This window comes from Sedimenticola selenatireducens, from assembly GCF_007625115.1.
Classification (GTDB): Bacteria; Pseudomonadota; Gammaproteobacteria; order Chromatiales; family Chromatiaceae; genus Sedimenticola; species Sedimenticola selenatireducens_A.
This window is the reverse complement of the sequence record NZ_VMNH01000011.1, coordinates 1-18,817: the sequence shown is the minus strand read 5'-3', so window position 1 is coordinate 18,817 and position 18,817 is coordinate 1. Positions and strand designations below refer to the sequence as shown.

The 18,817-nt window shown below is 52.4% G+C and carries 17 protein-coding genes; 15 read left to right on the top strand and 2 right to left on the bottom strand.

What is annotated here, in order from left to right; genetic code table 11:
- Positions 1-64 precede the first annotated feature (64 nt).
- From hypA to FHP88_RS10625, 10 genes are all read left to right on the top strand, one after another.
- On the top strand, positions 65-397 hold the full coding sequence (hypA, locus tag FHP88_RS10670) for a hydrogenase maturation nickel metallochaperone HypA (protein WP_335341578.1): 333 nt from the start codon (positions 65-67) through the stop codon (positions 395-397).
- A complete protein-coding gene (gene hypB / locus FHP88_RS10665; protein ID WP_144359048.1) occupies positions 397-1,326 on the top strand; it encodes a hydrogenase nickel incorporation protein HypB in 930 nt (309 codons plus the stop codon). The genes hypA and hypB overlap by 1 nt, the downstream gene beginning before the upstream one ends.
- Positions 1,327-1,361: 35 nt before the next feature.
- Positions 1,362-1,595, top strand: coding sequence for a HypC/HybG/HupF family hydrogenase formation chaperone (locus tag FHP88_RS10660; protein WP_144359047.1), 234 nt, complete (start codon positions 1,362-1,364; stop codon positions 1,593-1,595).
- Positions 1,592-2,725: a hydrogenase formation protein HypD gene (gene hypD / locus FHP88_RS10655; RefSeq protein ID WP_144359045.1), complete on the top strand. Its 1,134-nt coding sequence runs from the start codon at positions 1,592-1,594 to the stop codon at positions 2,723-2,725. Before FHP88_RS10660 ends, hypD begins: the two co-directional genes overlap by 4 nt.
- Positions 2,726-2,830: 105 nt before the next feature.
- Complete coding sequence (hypE, locus tag FHP88_RS10650; protein ID WP_144359043.1) at positions 2,831-3,874, top strand: hydrogenase expression/formation protein HypE; 1,044 nt, start codon at positions 2,831-2,833, stop codon at positions 3,872-3,874.
- Positions 3,875-3,886: 12 nt separating this feature from the next.
- Positions 3,887-5,593: a hydrogenase maturation protein gene (locus FHP88_RS10645; RefSeq protein WP_144359042.1), complete on the top strand. Its 1,707-nt coding sequence runs from the start codon at positions 3,887-3,889 to the stop codon at positions 5,591-5,593.
- A complete protein-coding gene (locus FHP88_RS10640) occupies positions 5,590-7,083 on the top strand; it encodes a sigma-54-dependent transcriptional regulator (RefSeq protein ID WP_144359041.1) in 1,494 nt (497 codons plus the stop codon). Before FHP88_RS10645 ends, FHP88_RS10640 begins: the two co-directional genes overlap by 4 nt.
- 57 nt (positions 7,084-7,140) lie before the next feature.
- A complete protein-coding gene (locus FHP88_RS10635; RefSeq protein WP_144359040.1) occupies positions 7,141-8,499 on the top strand; it encodes a PAS domain-containing sensor histidine kinase in 1,359 nt (452 codons plus the stop codon).
- 121 nt (positions 8,500-8,620) lie between these two features.
- Positions 8,621-9,670, top strand: a complete 1,050-nt coding sequence (locus FHP88_RS10630) for a HupU protein (protein WP_260843250.1) — start codon at positions 8,621-8,623, stop codon at positions 9,668-9,670.
- Positions 9,670-11,121 (top strand): nickel-dependent hydrogenase large subunit, encoded by a 1,452-nt coding sequence (locus FHP88_RS10625; RefSeq protein ID WP_144359039.1) that lies wholly within the window; start codon positions 9,670-9,672, stop codon positions 11,119-11,121. The genes FHP88_RS10630 and FHP88_RS10625 overlap by 1 nt, the downstream gene beginning before the upstream one ends.
- Before the next feature lie 299 nt (positions 11,122-11,420).
- Here FHP88_RS10625 and FHP88_RS10620 read toward each other — a convergent pair whose 3' ends face one another.
- Positions 11,421-11,969 carry a MarR family winged helix-turn-helix transcriptional regulator gene (locus FHP88_RS10620; protein WP_335341577.1) on the bottom strand — a complete coding sequence of 183 codons (549 nt, stop codon included), beginning with the start codon at positions 11,967-11,969 and terminating at the stop codon, positions 11,421-11,423.
- A 97-nt stretch (positions 11,970-12,066) separates the two neighbouring features.
- On the opposite strand from FHP88_RS10620, the gene FHP88_RS10615 reads away from it, so the two are divergent.
- From FHP88_RS10615 to FHP88_RS10595, 5 genes are all read left to right on the top strand, one after another.
- Positions 12,067-13,839, top strand: coding sequence for an N-acetylglutaminylglutamine amidotransferase (locus FHP88_RS10615; protein ID WP_144359037.1), 1,773 nt, complete (start codon positions 12,067-12,069; stop codon positions 13,837-13,839).
- A gap of 2 nt (positions 13,840-13,841) precedes the next feature.
- Positions 13,842-15,620, top strand: coding sequence for an N-acetylglutaminylglutamine synthetase (ngg, locus tag FHP88_RS10610; RefSeq protein ID WP_260843249.1), 1,779 nt, complete (start codon positions 13,842-13,844; stop codon positions 15,618-15,620).
- Positions 15,607-16,770, top strand: a complete 1,164-nt coding sequence (locus FHP88_RS10605) for an osmoprotectant NAGGN system M42 family peptidase (protein WP_144359036.1) — start codon at positions 15,607-15,609, stop codon at positions 16,768-16,770. Before ngg ends, FHP88_RS10605 begins: the two co-directional genes overlap by 14 nt.
- A gap of 196 nt (positions 16,771-16,966) precedes the next feature.
- Positions 16,967-17,476, top strand: a complete 510-nt coding sequence (locus tag FHP88_RS10600) for a hypothetical protein (protein ID WP_144359034.1) — start codon at positions 16,967-16,969, stop codon at positions 17,474-17,476.
- 12 nt (positions 17,477-17,488) lie between these two features.
- A complete protein-coding gene (locus tag FHP88_RS10595; protein ID WP_144359033.1) occupies positions 17,489-18,226 on the top strand; it encodes an HAD family hydrolase in 738 nt (245 codons plus the stop codon).
- Positions 18,227-18,281: 55 nt separating this feature from the next.
- Here the strand turns inward: FHP88_RS10595 and FHP88_RS10590 are convergent.
- Positions 18,282-18,817, bottom strand: a 536-nt coding sequence (locus FHP88_RS10590) for a hydrolase (protein WP_313957293.1), incomplete at its 5' end; no start/stop codon positions are given.

Genomic DNA, 18,817 nt, shown 5'->3' with positions numbered 1-18,817 from the left:
GGAGGGCCAGGCCGGAACCAAGCTACAGGGATGTATTAGCGCACAGGTCTAATGAATGCACGAAATGTCGATATGCGAAGGAATATTAACGGTCATGGAAGAACAGGCCAGCAGCCAGCAGTTCAAACGGGTGAAATCCGTTTGGCTGGAGATTGGCCCGCTGGCGGGTGTCGAGATTGAAGCGTTGCGATTTGGCTTTGATGTGGTCACCCGAAACAGTCTGGCAGAAGGTGCCAAACTAGAGATTATCGAGATGCCAGGTGTGGCCTGGTGTCTGGAGTGTTCCAAAAATGTCCCGATCAAACAGCGCTTTGATGCCTGTCCTGATTGCGGAAGTTTTCAATTACAGATTACCGGCGGCGATGAGCTGCGTATTAAAGAACTGGAGGTGGACTGATGTGTACCGTATGTGGCTGTGGCGAGGGCGAGACTCGCATCGAAGGTCAGGAAGAGGGGCATCATCACCACGATCATGACCATGACCACCATCATGATCACACCCATGAGCATCATGGGCACGCGCATGCGCACAGCCATTCGCACGACCATGCTGGCCATACACATTCACACGATCATACCCATGATGATGAAGCGCATCACCATCACCACGATGGCCATAATCATGACTATGGCAAAGGGCCTGCTCACGCGCATGCGCCAGGTCTGAGTCAATCGCGCATGGTACAGATTGAGCAGGATATTCTGGGCAAGAATAATCAGTATGCACTGGCCAACAGACAACTGTTCAAATACCTCAACATACTGGCACTGAATCTGGTCTCCAGCCCCGGATCCGGCAAGACCACGTTACTGACGGCCAGTATTAATGATCTAAAGAGTGATCTCTCGATCGCAGTGATTGAGGGTGATCAGCAGACCGCCAATGATGCGGATCGCATTCGTGAAACCGGAGTGCCGGCGTTACAGATCAATACCGGTAAGGGGTGTCATCTGGATGCCCATATGATTGGCCATGCCATGGAGACACTGCGTCCGGAAAACAACAGCCTGCTGTTTATTGAAAACGTAGGGAATCTGGTCTGCCCGGCGGCCTTTGATCTGGGCGAGGCGCACAAGGTGGCAATTCTCTCTGTCACTGAAGGTGAAGACAAACCGATCAAGTATCCCGATATGTTCCATGCGGCCGACCTGATGATCTTGAATAAAACAGATCTGCTCCCTTATCTCGATTTTGATGTGGATAAGTGCATTGAGTATGCGCGTCGGGTCAATCCTGATATTGAAGTGATTCAACTCTCGGCCAAGAGTGGCGAGGGAATGGATCTCTGGTATCAGTGGATCAAGTCTCGTATGAGTCAGTCTTGATTTTTTTGTAAAACCAATCTGGAGTTGCTAAACGCATGTGCCTTGCAATACCTGGAAAAGTAGTCGCCCTCGATGAAGCGACGGATATGGCTACGGTCTCTGTGGGTAATGTGAAAAAGGATGTCTCCATTGCCTTGGTTGAGGATGTGAACCTGGGTGACTACCTACTGATTCATGTCGGCTATGCCCTGAACAAGATCAGTGAAGAGGAGGCCGCCAATACGCTGAAGATGTTTGAAGAGGCGGGCCTGACGGAGGCCGATGTATGAAATATGTCGATGAATTTCGTGCCAAGGCCACTGCGCAGAAACTTTCACGCGCTATCGCGGCAGAAGCCCACCCTGATCGTAAATACCATCTAATGGAATTCTGTGGCGGTCATACCCACGCCATCTTTCGTTATGGTGTGCAGGATCTGTTACCTGACAATGTAAAACTGGTGCATGGCCCCGGTTGCCCGGTCTGTGTTCTGCCGATATCCCGTATCGACATGGCGATCAATATGGCCGAGCAACACGGTGTGACCCTTTGCTCCTATGGTGACATGCTGCGTGTCCCAGCCTCCAAAAGAAGAAGCCTGCTGAAGGCCAAGGCAGAAGGGGCCGATATCCGCATGGTCTACTCCACTCAGGATGCCTTGAACATCGCCCAGGCGGAGCCTGAGAAGCAGGTGGTGTTTTTTGCCATAGGATTTGAAACAACCACGCCACCTACTGCTGTCGCCATAAAACAGGCCCAAACCATGGGGCTGAAGAATTTCTCTGTCTTCTGTAACCATGTACTTACACCGGCGGCGATACAAAATATTCTGGAGTCACCCGAAGTGCGTGAACTTGGAACTGTCTCACTGGATGGTTTTCTTGGCCCTTCTCATGTCAGCTCCATTATCGGCAGCCAGCCCTACGAGTTTTTTGCTGAAGAGTTTCAGCGTCCGGTAGTGATTGCCGGCTTTGAACCGCTGGATGTGATGCAGTCGATCCTGATGTTGGTGCGACAACTCAATGAAGGACGGCATGACGTAGAGAACGAATACACCCGGGTTGTTTCAGCTGAAGGCAATGTCAAAGCAAAAAAGCTGGTGGCAGAGATCTTCGAATTGCGTCGTACGTTCGAATGGCGCGGCCTTGGATTAGTGCCTTATAGCGCGCTGCGTATCAAGAAGCCGTTTGCTGAGTACGATGCCGAGTTACGCTTTCCGGTTGAAGAGGTACCTGCTGCGGATATTAAAGGGTGTGAATGCCCAGCGATTCTACGCGGGGTAAAACGCCCTACCGATTGCAAACTGTTCGGTACGGTCTGTACGCCGGAAAACCCCATGGGCTCCTGCATGGTGAGTTCTGAGGGCGCCTGTGCCGCCTACTGGACCTACGGTCGTTTCAGAGAACAGGCGGCATCATAAGTATTGTAGGGTGGGCACGTTGTGTGTGCCCACGCTGTTACGAACCGAGGGGTCGGAGTCAAAGTTGACTCCGACCCCGAAATCTAACAAGACGAATTCAATCAGATGAACAAAAAAAGATACACATCACGCTTGGATATTAAGAACGGTACCGTGGATATGACCCATGGCAGTGGCGGTCGTGCCATGGCGCAACTGATTGAAGAGCTGTTTATCAGCAATCTGGATAATGAACTGCTCAGGCAGGGTAATGATCAGGCGGCCTTTGATGTTGAGAAGGGCCGTATGGTGATGAGTGTGGATGGTCATGTGATCTCTCCGTTGTTTTTTCCGGGCGGTGATATCGGCTCGTTATCGGTACATGGCACTGTCAATGATGTAGCGATGTCGGGAGCCAAGCCACTCTATCTCTCTGCCGGCTTTATCCTGGAAGAGGGTTTTCCGCTGGCTGATCTTAAACGTATTGTCGAAAGTATGGCGGCCGCTGCAAACCTGGCGGGTGTGCCGGTTGTTACCGGTGACACCAAGGTGGTTGAAAAGGGTAAAGGTGACGGCGTATTCATCACCACCACGGGTATTGGCGTGGTGCCGGAAGGGGTCAATATATCAGGTGATCTGGCGCGACCCGGTGACAAGATTATTGTATCCGGCAGTATGGGCGATCATGGCGTGGCCATCATGTCCAAACGTGAAAACCTCACCTTTGAAACCACCATCGAATCGGATTCGCAGGCCCTGCATGATCTGATAGCGGAGATGGTGCAGGCGGTTCCAACGATTCACTGCCTGCGTGATCCCACTCGGGGCGGACTGGCATCGACGCTGAATGAGATGGCACAGCAGTCAAATGTCGGGATGAAATTGCGTGAGGAAGATATCCCGATCAAACCCGAGGTACATGCGGCCTGTGAGTTGCTGGGTCTTGATCCGCTTTATGTGGCGAACGAAGGGAAGCTGATTGCTATCTGCTCAGCGGATGACGCAGACAAGTTATTGGCGGTCATGCGTGCCCATCCAAAAGGAGAAGATGCCTCTATCATCGGTGATGTGATTGAAGATGAGCATAACTTTATCCAGATGGAAACCAGTTTTGGTGGCAGTCGGATTGTTGACTGGCTGGCTGGCGAACAGTTACCCAGAATCTGCTGAGCGGAATCGAATATGAAGATCTTACTCTTAACTCACGCCTTCAACAGCCTGACTCAGCGACTGCATATTGAACTAAAAAAACGGGGTCACGCCGTTTCCGTGGAGTTCGATGTCAATGACGCGGTTACCCAGCAGGCAGTTGATCAATCCACTCCTGATCTTATCCTGGCACCGTTTCTCAAACGTGCCATAGCGGAATCGATCTGGTCGAAATACCTGTGTCTGATTGTTCATCCAGGTATTAAAGGTGATCGCGGACCCTCGGCTCTGGATTGGGCAATCCTCAATGGCGAGAAAGAGTGGGGTGTCACTGTTCTTCAGGCTATAGAAGAGATGGATGCTGGCGATATCTGGGCCAGTGTCAACTTCCCCATGCGTGAAACCACCAAGGCGAGTCTCTATCGTAATGAGGTGACTGAGGCCGCACTGAAGGGTGTACTGCTGGCGGTCGATTCTATGCGTGAAGAGCAGTTCAAACCCGAGCCGCTGGATTACAACCAGGTTGATGTGCGTGGAAAACTGCAACCACTGATGCGCCAGACAGATAGGCGTATTGATTGGCAGCAGGATAATACAGAAACCGTATTGCGCAAGATACGTAGTGCGGATGGTTTTCCTGGCGTACAGGACATGCTGTATGGAAAAGAGCTGTCACTGTTTGATGCCCATAAGGCTGAAGGGTTGCGTGGTGAGCCGGGCGCCATACTGGGTTACTGTGGTGTAGCGATCTGTCGTGCCACCGTGGATGGCGCAGTCTGGATCGGTCATCTGAAAGACAAACAGGGGGCGCACCCCTTTAAGTTGCCCGCAACACAGGTGTTGGGTAAGCAGTTAGCCACGCTGACTGAAATAACGGATGGCTACAGTGATATCCGCTATGAAGAGCAGGAGGGTGTGGGTTATCTGCACTTCCGATTCTATAACGGTGCCATGAGTACCACGCAGTGTAATCGCCTGCGTGAGGCCTATATCGAGGCGCGCAAGCGGGATACCCGTGTGATTGTCCTGATGGGTGGCCCGGATTTCTGGTCAAACGGTATTCATCTTAATACGATTGAAGCGGCTGAGAGTCCTGCCGATGAGTCCTGGGCCAATATCAACGCCATCAATGATCTGGCTCGCGAGATCATCACTACAGAATCTCATGTCACGGTTTCGGCCTTACAGGGCAACGCGGGTGCGGGTGGTGTCTTCCTCGCACGTGCGGCCGATCATGTCTGGGCGCGCAGCGGTGTGGTGCTGAACCCTCACTACAAGGATATGGGTAATCTGTTTGGTTCAGAGTACTGGACCTATCTGTTACCGAAACGTGTCGGCGAAGAGCGTGCGCATCGTATCACCCAGGCCCGGCTGCCGATGGGAACGGTTGAAGCAAACGAGCTGGGACTGTTGGATGCCTACTTCGCCATTGATAACGTGGCCTTCGTTGAACAGCTCAAACAGCGGGCCAAGCTACTGGCAGAAGATCCTGCTTTAGCAGAAAAACTCGAACAGAAGTGCTCTACCCGGCAGGCGGATGAACAGGAAAAACCTCTGGCAGAGTATCGTCGGGAAGAGCTGGAGCGGATGAACCTGAACTTCTATGGCTTTGATCCCAGCTACCATGTAGCGCGGTATAACTTTGTCTATAAAGTACCAAAGTCACGCACGCCAGTTACCATTGCCCATCACCGGGATATCAGAAGGCGTAACAGCGAAGACTGGAGTGAGGTCTCATGAACAGACAACCCACCCTGTTGATTGTCGATGATGAAGTACGTGGCCTGGAGGCGCTGGCCCGTATTCTGGAAGATGACTTTGATGTTAAGACGGCAACCAATGCGAAGGATGCAGAACAGATATTGGAACGGGAGTGGGTCAGTATTGTGCTCTGTGATCAGCGTATGCCGGAGACAACCGGTGTAGAGTTTCTGACCAAAGTACGCCAACAGTGGCCCGATGTGGTACGCATGATTATCTCCGGCTATACCGATGCCGAAGATATTATTCAGGGTATTAACGAGGCAGGTATCTATCAGTACATCACCAAGCCCTGGCATCCCGATAGTTTACTGTTGACTTTGAAAAATGCTGCTCATCTTTTCAAGCTGCAACGTGAAAATGAACTGCTCAATATAGAACTGAAACGTAATCCGGATGTACTGGAAAAGAAGGTCAGTGATAAACGGAAACAGCTTAAGCAGCAGCACCATAGTGATGACGGCATTGTCCGTGCCGAAGGCAGTCCGATGGATGTGGTCTGTGCCAAGGTCAATCGCGTTTCACCATACGATGTCACGGTGTTGCTCTCTGGTGAGTCGGGTACGGGTAAAGAGTTGTGCGCACGAGCGCTGCACTATAACAGTCTGCGTGGCGATAAACCTTTTGTCGTGGAGAATTGCGCTGCACTGCCCGATGAGTTATTAGAAAGTGAACTGTTCGGCTACAAGCGTGGCGCATTCACTGGCGCAGTGGAAGATCGGGCTGGCCTGTTTGAACGAGCCGATGGCGGCACTATTTTTCTGGATGAGATCGGCGAAGTATCACCCGCATTTCAGGTGAAACTGTTGCGGGTTATTCAGGAGGGGGAGATTCGCCCGCTTGGCTGTGCCCGCAGACGCAATGTGGATGTACGCATAATTGCCGCAACTAACAAAGATCTTGAGACCGAAGTGCGTGCGGGACGCTTTCGGCAGGATCTCTATTATCGGCTCTCAACCATCTCTATTCATCTGCCGCCCTTGCGTGATCGCAAGATCGATATTCCGCCCATTGCCAATGCGCTGTTGCAATCTGCCATGCGATCGCTGAACAAGCAGGTCAACGGATTCAGTCGGGAAACACTGGCCTGCATGCAGGCCTATCACTGGCCAGGCAATGTACGTGAATTACAGAATGAAATTCAGCACATGCTGGTAATGAGCAACGATAAAATACTGGGCGCAGAACTGCTGTCTCCACGAGTGCTGCGTGCGGCTCCGAAAGAGGATGAGGCGCAGATGGATGTGCTTGCAACACTGGACGGTTCTTTGAAAGAGCGTATCGAGTCCATAGAGGCGCGCATACTGCGTGAGTCACTGATCCGACATCGCTGGAACAAGAGCCAGGCTGCACGGGATCTTGGCCTGTCCAGAGTTGGTTTACGTAGTAAATTGGAACGCTATGGATTGGAGCAGATTTCTCAGGTGGACGAGGTGTGTGGTGAAGCGGATGTCGATTCTAATATCTAAATCACAGGGCATAATTGCGCGGCCATGTTGCTCAAGCGCTAGCCGGGCGGTGGTGGCATGGTAACTGATTATTCAGCAAAACCTTCTGGCGGTTTGATTGCCAACCTTGGTACGGATAATCAGATGATGCATGACTCAGGTAGTGAAGAGGCGTGGATCGAAGTCATTCAAAAGATGGATTTGGTTTATGCTGATCTGGTTCGCTATCAAGTAGAGCTTGAAGAGAAGAACAGTGCGTTGGAAGAGGCGCAGCACTTTATTGAAAGTGTGCAGACGGCCATGACTGATGTATTGATTGTCTGTGATATTCAAGGTCGTATTCAACAGGCCAACAAGGCCTTGGAAACAATCACCGGTCGCTCCGAAAAAGAGTTGCTGAATCGCTCGTTTAAAGAGTTGTTTGGTGAATCCTCGCAACATCTTGTAGATGGTTTTGCCGACAAGATCCGTTCTGAGACGGTCTATGATTGCGAAGTTAACTTGCTTCGTGCAGATGGTAAGCCAACACCGCTGGCGATGAATTGCAGTTCACGTTATGACCATAATGGTCGGCTGGTGGGTATGGTGCTGATTGGTCGGCCCGTCGGTGAACTGCGCCGTGCCTATGAAGAGTTGCATGCCACGCATCGAGAGCTGAAGCAAGCGCAGGAACAACTGGTGCACTCTGAAAAGATGGCCTCACTGGGTCGTCTGGTGGCGGGCGTGGCCCATGAGTTGAATAACCCTATCAGTTTTGTATTTGGCAACATGCATGCACTCAAACGCTACGGCAGTCGTATCACTCAATATCTTGATGCCATTCATAAAGGAACAGCCGAAGAGGAGCGAGAAGCTTTACGCAAACAGCTCAAGATTGATCATATCTTGTCGGATATCGGATCACTGATTGATGGCACCCTGGAAGGTGCTGAGCGGGTCAGCGATATCGTGCTCGACTTGCGGCGTTTCTCCGGTAATCAACAAGAAGATACGCAGCCGTTCCCACTGGCACCTGTTGTCGCTACAGCGGTGGATTGGGTGGTGAAGGCTGCTCGTAGAAAACCGGAAGTATCCGTTGATATTCCTGAAGAACTGGAAGCTGTTGGTATTAAGGGGCTTGTTCACCAGATATTGGTCAATCTGGTACAAAATGCGATTGATGTAATGGATGAAGTTGATGCGCCGCGCTTACAGATCCGTGGCTGGCAGGATTGGGATAATGTGCGCATTGAGGTAAGGGATTTTGGTCCCGGTATACCCAAGCAGGATCTGATGCGAGTGTTCGATCCCTTCTTTACCACCAAGGATGTGGGGAAAGGTACGGGTCTTGGTCTTTATATCAGCTATGGATTAGCAAGTGATCAGGGAGGTTCCCTGATAGCATCCAACCACCCGGATGGGGGTGCCATGTTTACTCTCACACTGAAGGCAGTGTGAATGGAATCCCAAGGCGCCCATTGCAATCGATATTCGGTATGTCAGCGTAGGGTGATGTGATGTTGTCCATGCCCACGCGAACACGATATGGCATAACGGCATCGGCACACTATGTGTGCCCATGCATATAATGGAAAGCGGCAACAGAGATGGCAATCCAATGACACAACAGACAGGCTTCAACGTACTCTGGCTGCAATCGGGCGGCTGCGGCGGCTGCAGCCTGTCGCTGCTGAATGCTGAATCGCCCACTCTGCTTCATACACTGGAAGGCGCAGGGATTAATCTGTTGTGGCATCCCATGTTGAGTGAAGAGACTGGATCAGAGATGATTGCCCTGCTAACACAGATTGTGGCTGGTGAAATAAGATTGGACGCCCTCTGTATCGAAGGCGCAATTCTTCGCGGGCCAAATAAGACAGGCCGTTTTCACATTCTGGCGGGAACGGGTCGCTCAATGCTTGATTGGGTGCGTGATCTTTCAGTCGTGGCGAAATACACACTAGGCATTGGCACTGGCGCCAGCTTTGGTGGTATCACTGCGGGGGGCGGCAACCCAACCGATGCCTGTGGTCTTCAGTATGCAGAAACAGAACGGGGTGGAGCGCTCGGTGAGTCTTATCGATCACTCAGTAATATGCCGGTGATCAATGTGGCGGGTTGTCCCACCCATCCCAACTGGATTACTGAAACCCTGATGCAGTTGGCACTGGATGATTTCACTGAGGAGGACCTGGATGAATGGCAGCGCCCTCGGGGGTATGCCGATCATCTGGTTCATCACGGTTGCCCCCGTAATGAATATTACGAATTCAAGGCGAGCGCCGAAGAGCATTCACAACTCGGTTGCATGATGGAACACATGGGCTGTTTGGGTACACAGGCTCATGCCGATTGTAATACCCGCCTCTGGAATGGCGAGGGCTCCTGTCTGCGTGGTGGTTACGCCTGCATCAATTGTACGGCACCGGGCTTCCAAGAGCCGGGGCATCGTTTCCAGGAGACTCCGAAGATTGCTGGCATACCGATTGGCCTGCCATCGGATATGCCGAAGGCATGGTTTGTCGCCTTGGCCTCGCTCTCCAAGGCGGCAACACCTAAAAGACTGCGCCAGAATGCCGTAGCAGATCATATTGTTGTTCCACCACAGACCAAGAAAAAGGGAACATAATGAGCAGAACCATCGTCGGTCCATTCAATCGAGTCGAGGGCGATCTCGAGGTACAGCTGGAGATTGCCGACGGTAAGGTAAGTGAGGCTTGGGTGGTGTCACCGATGTATCGGGGGTTTGAGCAGATCCTGCACGGTAAGGATCCGCGCGATGCCCTCATCTACACCCCCCGTATCTGTGGTATCTGTTCTGTTTCCCAATCTATTGCAGCGGCAGATGCACTGGCCAATGCCCAGGGTGTTGAACGCCCAATGAATGGTGAACTGTCACTCAATCTGATTCACGCCTGTGAAAACCTGGCAGATCACTTTACCCATTTTTATCTCTTCTTCATGCCCGATTTTGCTCGGGCAATCTATACCAAAGAGCCCTGGTTTGAAGCAGTCGAAAAACGCTTCAAGGCGGTGAAGGGCAGGGCCGCGGCTGATGTCATGCAGGCCCGGGCTGAGTTCATGCACCTGATGGGGATCATGGCCGGTAAGTGGCCGCACACCTTGGGGATACAGCCGGGTGGCAGTGCCCGAAGTATCGAAGCCACGGAAAAGGTGCGACTGTTGTCTATCATTTCTGGTTTCAGACGCTTTCTTGAAGCGCGACTGTTTGGAACCGAACTCGAAGCTATACTGGAGATTACCAATCAACAACAGCTCGATAACTGGCGGGATGCAGGCGACCCCGGTCAGAGTGACTTCCGTCGTCTTCTGCAGCTCTCGCAGGACCTGCGGCTGGAAACGCTGGGCCAGACAACGGGTCGGTTCATGAGCTACGGTGTCTATCCGCTGGATGGGGAGCGCACTTTCAAATCAGGTGTCTGGTATGAAGGTCAGTTAACCGAATTGAATCCGAATAAGATCACAGAAGATATCAGCCATAGCTGGATGGAAGGACAGGCTGATCCAACACATCCCTATCACGGTGTAACACTACCCAATGCCGATATGGATTCCGGATACACCTGGTGCAAAGCCCCTCGTCTGGATGGGCAAGTGGTGGAAGTGGGCGCACTGGCACGGCAACTGATTGATGGGCAACCGCTGATCAATGATCTGGTAGCAAGCAGCGGCAGCAATGTGCGCAACCGCGTCATCGCCAGATTGCTGGAAATACCCCGTGTACTGATTGAGATGGAGCAGTGGTGTCGACAGCTAAAGCCGAAAGAACCCTTCTGTGTCGACAGCGGTGTCACTCGAGAGTCGGAAGGATTCGGTCTGACAGAAGCCGCGCGTGGCAGTCTCGGCCACTGGGTGCGGATCAAGAACGGCCGTATTCTCAACTACCAGATCGTCGCGCCCACCACCTGGAACTTCTCACCCCGTGATCAAGCGGGTGTCACCGGTCCGCTTGAGCAGGCACTGGTCGGTGCGCCTGTACGAGAAGGTGAGAATGAACCGGTGGCGGTGCAACATATAGTTAGGTCATTCGATCCCTGTATGGTCTGTACTGTTCACTGATTTAAGCTTTTAATATTGGAACTATTTAAGATAAACAGCAGCAAATAACCAAGAGTATCACTTGCCTGCGGTCTGCTCGGTCGTTCCGTTTGTTGCTGGCAGTCGGTGCGAGGTATTTGCCTTCACTGAAGAGCCAGGTCTGTTGTTCCGCAGGACTTTTAGTTTTAATTCAAATAGCAAGCGTGCAAATCTTTGTGGAGGCAGATCGCTCCAGGTCAGGTAGTAAGGCTGGTGGAGTAGTGCGCCCTTGGGTAGTGTCAGGGGCAATGTGGTAGCCCAGCAAAGTGCTGTCCCCAGTGCTACGGTGCGCTATTTTTTGGGGGGATGGGCGAGGCGATATCGAGCAGTGGTGCAGCATCGATGGTCTCGGCATCCATCATGCTGGCGACTCGCTGCAAGGATGAGAGTATTTGGGATTTCTCCCAGTCCTGAAGTCCCTCGAAGCGTTCAATGAACTTTTCATGCAACAGGGGCGGTGCCGAGGTCAGAATCTCACACCCCGATTCGGTCAGGCGGGCGTTGACAATACGCTTGTCGGTCTTGCTCCGTACGCGCTCAACCAGTTGACGGTCCTCCAGTCGATTGAGGATGGTGGTGACCGTTGCCTGGCTGAGTGAGATCTCATCCGAAATGCGTTTGACCGTGACATCTCCGAGCATGTCGATGGCCCGCAGTACCATCACTTGGGGGATGGTTAGGCCGCAATTTTTCACCATTCGCTTGGACTGCAGATCGGTGGCTCGAATGATGCGGCGCAGGGAGACCAGGACGTCCTGCCAGTAGAGGTTCTCGTGCATGTAATTGAGATCTCGGTATTGGGTTGAGGTCGCAGTATAGCGGCTCGTCATTTATTGTTCCTCAAAAATAACCATGTAGTTTGAACTCTAAACATTAGTGGTGTAAACTTCAACCCCTAACTATAGAAGCTAAGTAAATGGAGTAAATATGTGCGGTTTTGCCGGGCTGTACGCGCCCGATGCCGGGGAGTTGGATGTTTCACTGGTGGAGCGTATGACCCGAAGACTGGCCCCCAGGGGGCCAGACGGAGAGGGTGTTTTGGTGCGCAATGGCATTGCTATGGGGCACCGCCGTTTAAAGATTATTGACCTGTCAGAGCATGCCCAACAACCGATGTGCGACCCGGAACTCGGGTTGGATATGGTATTTAACGGCTGCATATACAACTATCAAGCCCTGCGTGAAGAACTCAAGCAACAGGGCTACCGGTTCTTTTCCCAAGGTGACAGCGAGGTCATTCTCAAGGCCTACCACGCCTGGGGTGTCGATTGCGTAAAGCGTTTTAATGGCATGTTCGCTTTTGCCATTCATGAGCGCGATACGGGGCGCCTGATACTGGCTCGTGATCGTCTGGGGATCAAGCCACTCTACATCGCCGAGACTGCCAACGGTCTGGCCTTTGCGTCGACTCTGCCGGCACTGCTCGAGTGCCCGGGTATCGATAAATCCATCGATCCGGTGGCACTCAATTTCTACATGAGTTTTCATGCCGTGGTACCGGCTCCCTACACCCTCCTGAAAGGCATAAGGAAGCTACCACCTGCCACAGTTCGGGTCTATGACGGCCTGGGCAAAGAGCAGAGCGAGAGCTACTGGCGTCTGAAAGTGGGCTGTAGCGACGCTGATCAAGCGTTGACCGTAAACGATTGGAAGGAGCAGCTTCTTGAGGCCTTGCGTCTGGCGGTTAAGCGCCGCATGGTCGCTGATGTGCCGGTGGGTGTGCTGTTGTCAGGCGGTGTCGACTCAAGCCTGATTGTAGGGTTGCTCGCTGAACAGGGCCAGACCGGCCTTGCCACCTTTTCGGTGGGATTCGAATCGGCGGGTGGTGAAAAGGGCGACGAATTCAAGTATTCGGACCTGATTGCCGAGCATTTCGGTACTGATCACCACAAGATTGAGGTGCCGTCGGCCAAGCTCCTAGAGACCCTGCCTGAGACCTTTCGTGCTATGTCGGAGCCGATGGTCAGCTACGATAATATTGGTTTCTACCTGCTTTCACAGGAGGTATCCAAGCATCTTAAGGTCGTGCAATCTGGCCAGGGGGCAGACGAGGTGTTCGGTGGATATCACTGGTACCCGCCACTGCTCGACAGTCGTAACGCCTCCGCTGATTATAGTCGCCTGTTCATGGACCGGGATTTTGCCGAGTACAGCTCGGTAGTCAACGGAGACTTTATTGATCACGATTTCGCCGGTGCATTCATCGACCTGCGGTTTGCTTTTAACGACGGCAGTGACCCGGTAGACAAGGCGCTGCAATTGGATACCACGGTGATGTTGACCGATGACCCGGTCAAACGTCTGGATAACATGACCATGGCCTGGGGGCTGGAGGCGCGCGTGCCCTTTCTTGACCATGAACTGGTCGAACTGGCCGGTCGCATGCCCGCTGAATTGAAAGTTCGCGATGAAGGTAAATGGATTCTCAAGGAGGTGGCGTGGCAGGTGATTCCCAGCCAAGTCATTGATCGGCCCAAGGGTTACTTCCCGGTGCCAGCCCTGAAGTATATTGAGGGACCCTACCTGGACTATGTTGCAGACACACTGCACTCTGATGCTTGCGCCCAGCGCAACCTTTTCAATCGTAATTATGTTGACCTGTTGCTCAAGGAGCCCAAGGAGCACATCACGCCTCTACGGGGATCCAAGCTGTGGCAGGTGGCGCTGCTCGAGTTGTGGCTGCAAACCCATGGGATATAGGAATGCCTGAAATGGAGACTCGGAAGAACAAACCACAACGCCAGCTTGAAATCGAAAATATGGCCTCGCTCAAGAGTTGGGGGGATCCCCCCAGCGCCCTTGCCCCTGAACTCACCCAGGAGACTGTGGTCGACTGTGGTTGGGGGCGGTTGATCTTTGGCCAGACCTTCGGTTCGAATAGCCGTTTGGCGCAAGAACTGAAAAACGAGCAACCGGGTCGGCGTGATGTTGCGCTGTATACACGCGACCCTCACGTAGTGGTATCGAAGGATCCCCAGGCACTGTTCATTGATCCCTCCCTGACTTATCGGTTGGAGTTACCGACCGCAGAGCTGGAGTTGAAATTACCCGAGGGGGTACAGATTCGAGCCTTGACCGGTGGCTGGGACGAGTATCACATCAATCGGATCTATAAGGCGCGCGGCATGGTTGAGCTTAAGCCACGCTTCAGCGAACATCTGTTGTCTGAACCGGCGTTACAGACCCTGGTGGCGGTGGATCAGCAGTCGGGGGATGTAATCGGCTGCGTGGCTGGGGTCGATCATTACCGAGCTTTTGATGATCCCGATAACGGCTGTAGTCTATGGGCCCTGGCGGTGGATCCACAGTGTTTGCACCCCGGTATCGGCCGGGCGCTGGTGACCTGGTTGGCACAAGAGTTTAAGCAAGCGGGTCGTGCCTTTATGGATCTTTCGGTGATGCACGATAATGCTGAAGCGATACGGCTTTATCAGTCGCTGGGTTTCTATCAGGTGCCGGTCTATTGCGTAAAGACTAAGAACGTCATTAACGAACAGCTTTACGTCGGACCGCGTAGCGAGGAGTCACTCAATGTCTATGCCCAGATCATTGTGGATGAGGCCTGTCGCCGGGGTATCGCAGTGGATATCGTCGATGCATCGGGTGGTTTTTTTGATCTGAGCCTCGGTGGCCGGACAGTGAGTTGTCGCGAATCCCTCACCGAACTGACCAGTGCGGTGGCCTTGAGTCGCTGCGATGATAAATCGACCACGCGGCGCTTCCTGCAACGGGCTGGACTCAAAGTACCAGATCAGCAGGAGCTGCAATCGGAAAGCGATGCCCTGGAGTTCCTCTCCCGCCACCCGCGGGTGGTGATCAAGCCGGCCCGGGGAGAGCAAGGTGCCGGCGTGTTTGTCGATCTTCGGGCGCCGGATGAGACCGCGCAAGCCTTCCATACTGCTGCCAAGTTGTGCGACAAGGTACTGGGTGAGTCCTTTGTGGTGGGCGAGGATCTGCGCATTCTCGTTATTAACAACGAAGTTGTGGCGGCCGCGATCAGGCGTCCCGCTTCTATTGTGGGGGACGGTGCCAATACCGTGCGTCACTTGATAGAGAAGCAGAGCCGCCGGCGCAGCAGTGCTACCCAGGGCGAAAGCAGTATCCCGCTGGATGATGAAACCCAGCGCTGCGTCAGCAATGCCGGCTACGAGATGGAGCAGATCTTACCCAATGGAGTGGAGATCCAGGTGCGTAAGGCCGCTAATCTGCATACGGGTGGCACCCTGCATGATGTAACCGCAGAGTTGCACCCGATACTGCGCGATGCAGCAGTAGAGGCGGCCCAGGTTCTGGGTATGCCGTTGGTTGGTCTTGATTTTATTGTCGAATCCGCAGATCAGCCAAGTTACGCCATTATCGAGGCCAATGAACGCCCGGGCCTTGCCAACCACGAACCCCAACCCACCGCTGAACGCATGCTGGACATGCTGTTTCCACAGACCGCCGACCGCTCCTTGAGAACCCGTTATGAAAGCTATTGATATCGATCGTCAATTCCTGCGCGACACTTTGCTGGGTCTGCTTGAAGTCCCCAGCCCGACCGGTATGACTGACAATGTGGTGCAGTATGTTTGCGAAAAGCTCAATGAGTTGGGTGTTAGCTATGAGGTGACCCGGCGAGGGGCGATCCGTGCCAATCTTCCTGGTAAGGTACATTCACCCGATCGTGCCATTGCCGCGCATCTGGATACTCTGGGTGCGATGGTCAAGAACCTTAAGCCTAATGGTCGTTTGGAGGTGGTTTCGGTGGGGACTTGGCCGGCGCGTTCTGCCGAAGGGGCGCGGGTGACGTTGTTTTCTGATGGTGGGCGGCAGTATCGCGGCACCCTGATGCCGTTGAAGGCGTCAGGGCACGTGTTTGGCAAACAGGTGGATAGCCAGGAGGCAAGCTGGTCAAACCTGGAATTACGACTTGATGAACAGGTAGCCAGCAAGGCGGATCTGCAGCAGCTTGAGATTCACACTGGCGACATGATTGCTGTCGATCCTCAGCCGGAGTTTCTGAAAAACGGCTTTTGGGTCTCGCGCTTTCTGGATGACAAGGCGGGGGTTGCTGCCCTGTTAACGGCTACCAAGGCGGTGCTGGAGGCAAAGGCTGAGCTGCCGATGGATTGCCACTTACTGTTTACTATATCGGAAGAGACCGGTGCCGGGGCCTCGCATATTCTGCACGGCGATGTGGCGGAGCTGTTAGCGGTCGACAACGGGACCATTGCACCGGGTCAGAATACATCAGAGTACGGTGTAACCATTACCATGCAGGACTCGAGTGGTCCCTTCGACTGGTATCTGACCCGGCGACTCATCTTCATATCCCAGACCTACGGTATCGAGCACTCGCGGGATGTATTTAATTATTATCGCTCGGACGCTGCAGCAGCAGTGGAGGCGGGTAATGATATCCGTACTGCGCTGATCTGTTTTGCACTGGATGGTTCCCACGGTTATGAACGAACCCATGAAAAATCACTGGTAGCGGTGGCCCGGCTGATCAGCCTCTACATGCAGAGTGGTCCAATGTTTGAGCGTGACAAGGCGGCGATTGGTCCTCTGGCGGACTTTCCCGATGATCAATCCGAGTGGGATGAAACCGAGTTTAACGATACCAAGTTACTCCCCAGCGAAGATTGAGCCGAATCCCAAACGGATCTTACTGCAGGTGGTTGATAGGTTTTATTAGAAACAGGTTCACCTCCTTGAACTAAGCCGTCAGGGGAATTGTCTCAGTAGGATCATCCGAAAAAGTAGTGAAAATGCTATTTATCTTGTAATAGCTGCGCAACCTTCCTACCATTGCCGTTCATGTGATTTGATCCTGGAGAGACCTGTGAAGTATTCAGTAATTACCCTGATAATAACGTTGGCTTTAACCCTTGCTACCAGTAATGTGCTGGCGGGAACAGTATTACTCTGTCCAGATATGTCACAGGCAAAACAGGTTGGTGAGTGCGTCACGGAAGATGAAATAAAAAACATGTTCAAAAGAACATTTGGGCTGGAGTGTGATCCGCAGTTAAAAGATTCTATGGAGTGTGAAAAATACGCTGAATTCAAGCAAAAAAAATACAGTGCGCTCTGGGAGTCATTTGACGGCGAGTTTATGGGCTATGTGACTTGTAATGCGCCAGCTAGTGAGATCAGCAATGGAAAACCCTCCAGTGTCGCAATTTCACAGACGAATGGTTTGTATAAAATAACCTGCAATTATCAGAAAGGTGTTTCGTTGAGTATGCGTACTCGTAATGTTTGCAGGGTTGGTGCTGCACCGAGTTCTGCAGTTGTTACACGTGCAAGTTGTGATGGTGATGCCAATAATTGCAAGATCGAGTGTGATTGAAATAGCTTCACTATGCTTAAAGCCCTTTTTCTCGATTTAGATGAAACCCTCTGTGATACCAGAAAGGCCAATAATCTTGCCAAGGCGTTACTCGCGAAGTCGGTAGGTTCTGTATTCGATATTGAAGGTGATTTGTTTGCTAACGGTTATCTGGATGGTATATATCGCTTATGGCGTGACGACCAGCGAGTGCGCTATTTACCCATTATCCAGCAACAAGGCGAAGACGCCTTTCGACTGCAGTTGATTAGAGATCTGTTGATTGAACAGGGAGTGGCGACGGTGAGTGATGATGAGGCTCAAGCGCTACAGGATCAGTTTGACCGGGATCGTCTTGAAGCCTTTGATTATTTTCCGGGAATTTTAGCGTTTCTTGCAGAGGCCCGTCAGCTATTCACTACCGTAGTGATTACCAACGGCCCTGAATTTTCCCAAATCCCAAAGATTGAGGCGGTAAATCTATCGGCCCATGTGGATCATATTATCATCGGTGGTCAGGAGCCAGAAGAGAAGCCGGCGCGTTCCATTTTTGAAAAGGCCCTACGGTTGGCTAACTGTGAAGCGCATGAAGCTATTCATGTAGGCGATAGTCTGGCAGCAGATATAGCGGGTGCGCAGGGTAGCTGCATCACCTCTGTATGGGTACAGCACCAGCAACCACTGGATGCTGAGCTGGGTATCACGCCGCACCATACGGTGATGCATCCGAGTGAGATACCCGCTTTGATTCGTGGTTTATATCGGCAATGATCGTCATTGGCGCTGGATAAGGTATGTTTCCAATCATACATTCCGGCAAGTCAAACTACTGCACTTGTGTAACCGCCACCACATAGTTCTTCCCATAAAACTTGGCACACTTCGGGCAGGTGGTATAGAAGAAGTAACTCTTTTTTGTCTGCTTGCCTTGTTGTTTCACAAAGTCCCGCATCGCTTTGTCCCACTGCCCCATGTTTTTATAGGGCCCTTCAAATACTTTCGTTAAATAATCCCCGGATAGACGTACCATCTCCTGTTCTGGAACCTCTTTTGTGACGGCAAACAGGTGCTCGGCACGCCAAGCCGAAGGGTCATGTGACAGGACTATGAAATCAGTGTCGCTGGTGGCTTCGGCCTTTTCGATGGCGCCCAATGTTTTTGCAAAAACAGAACCCATGTTGATGGGCATGTGGAAGAGGCTGTTAGTGGTTGCGCGTACAAACAGTTTGTCTTTGAAGTGTAGCGCCTGATTATCCCAACCCTCAGGATGAAAACGCGGGCAACAGCTGGTCGGGTTGTCGCTCATGTCGTATTTGGGTAATGCATTGATCTCCATGTTCGCTCTCCTTGAGACAGATAGTG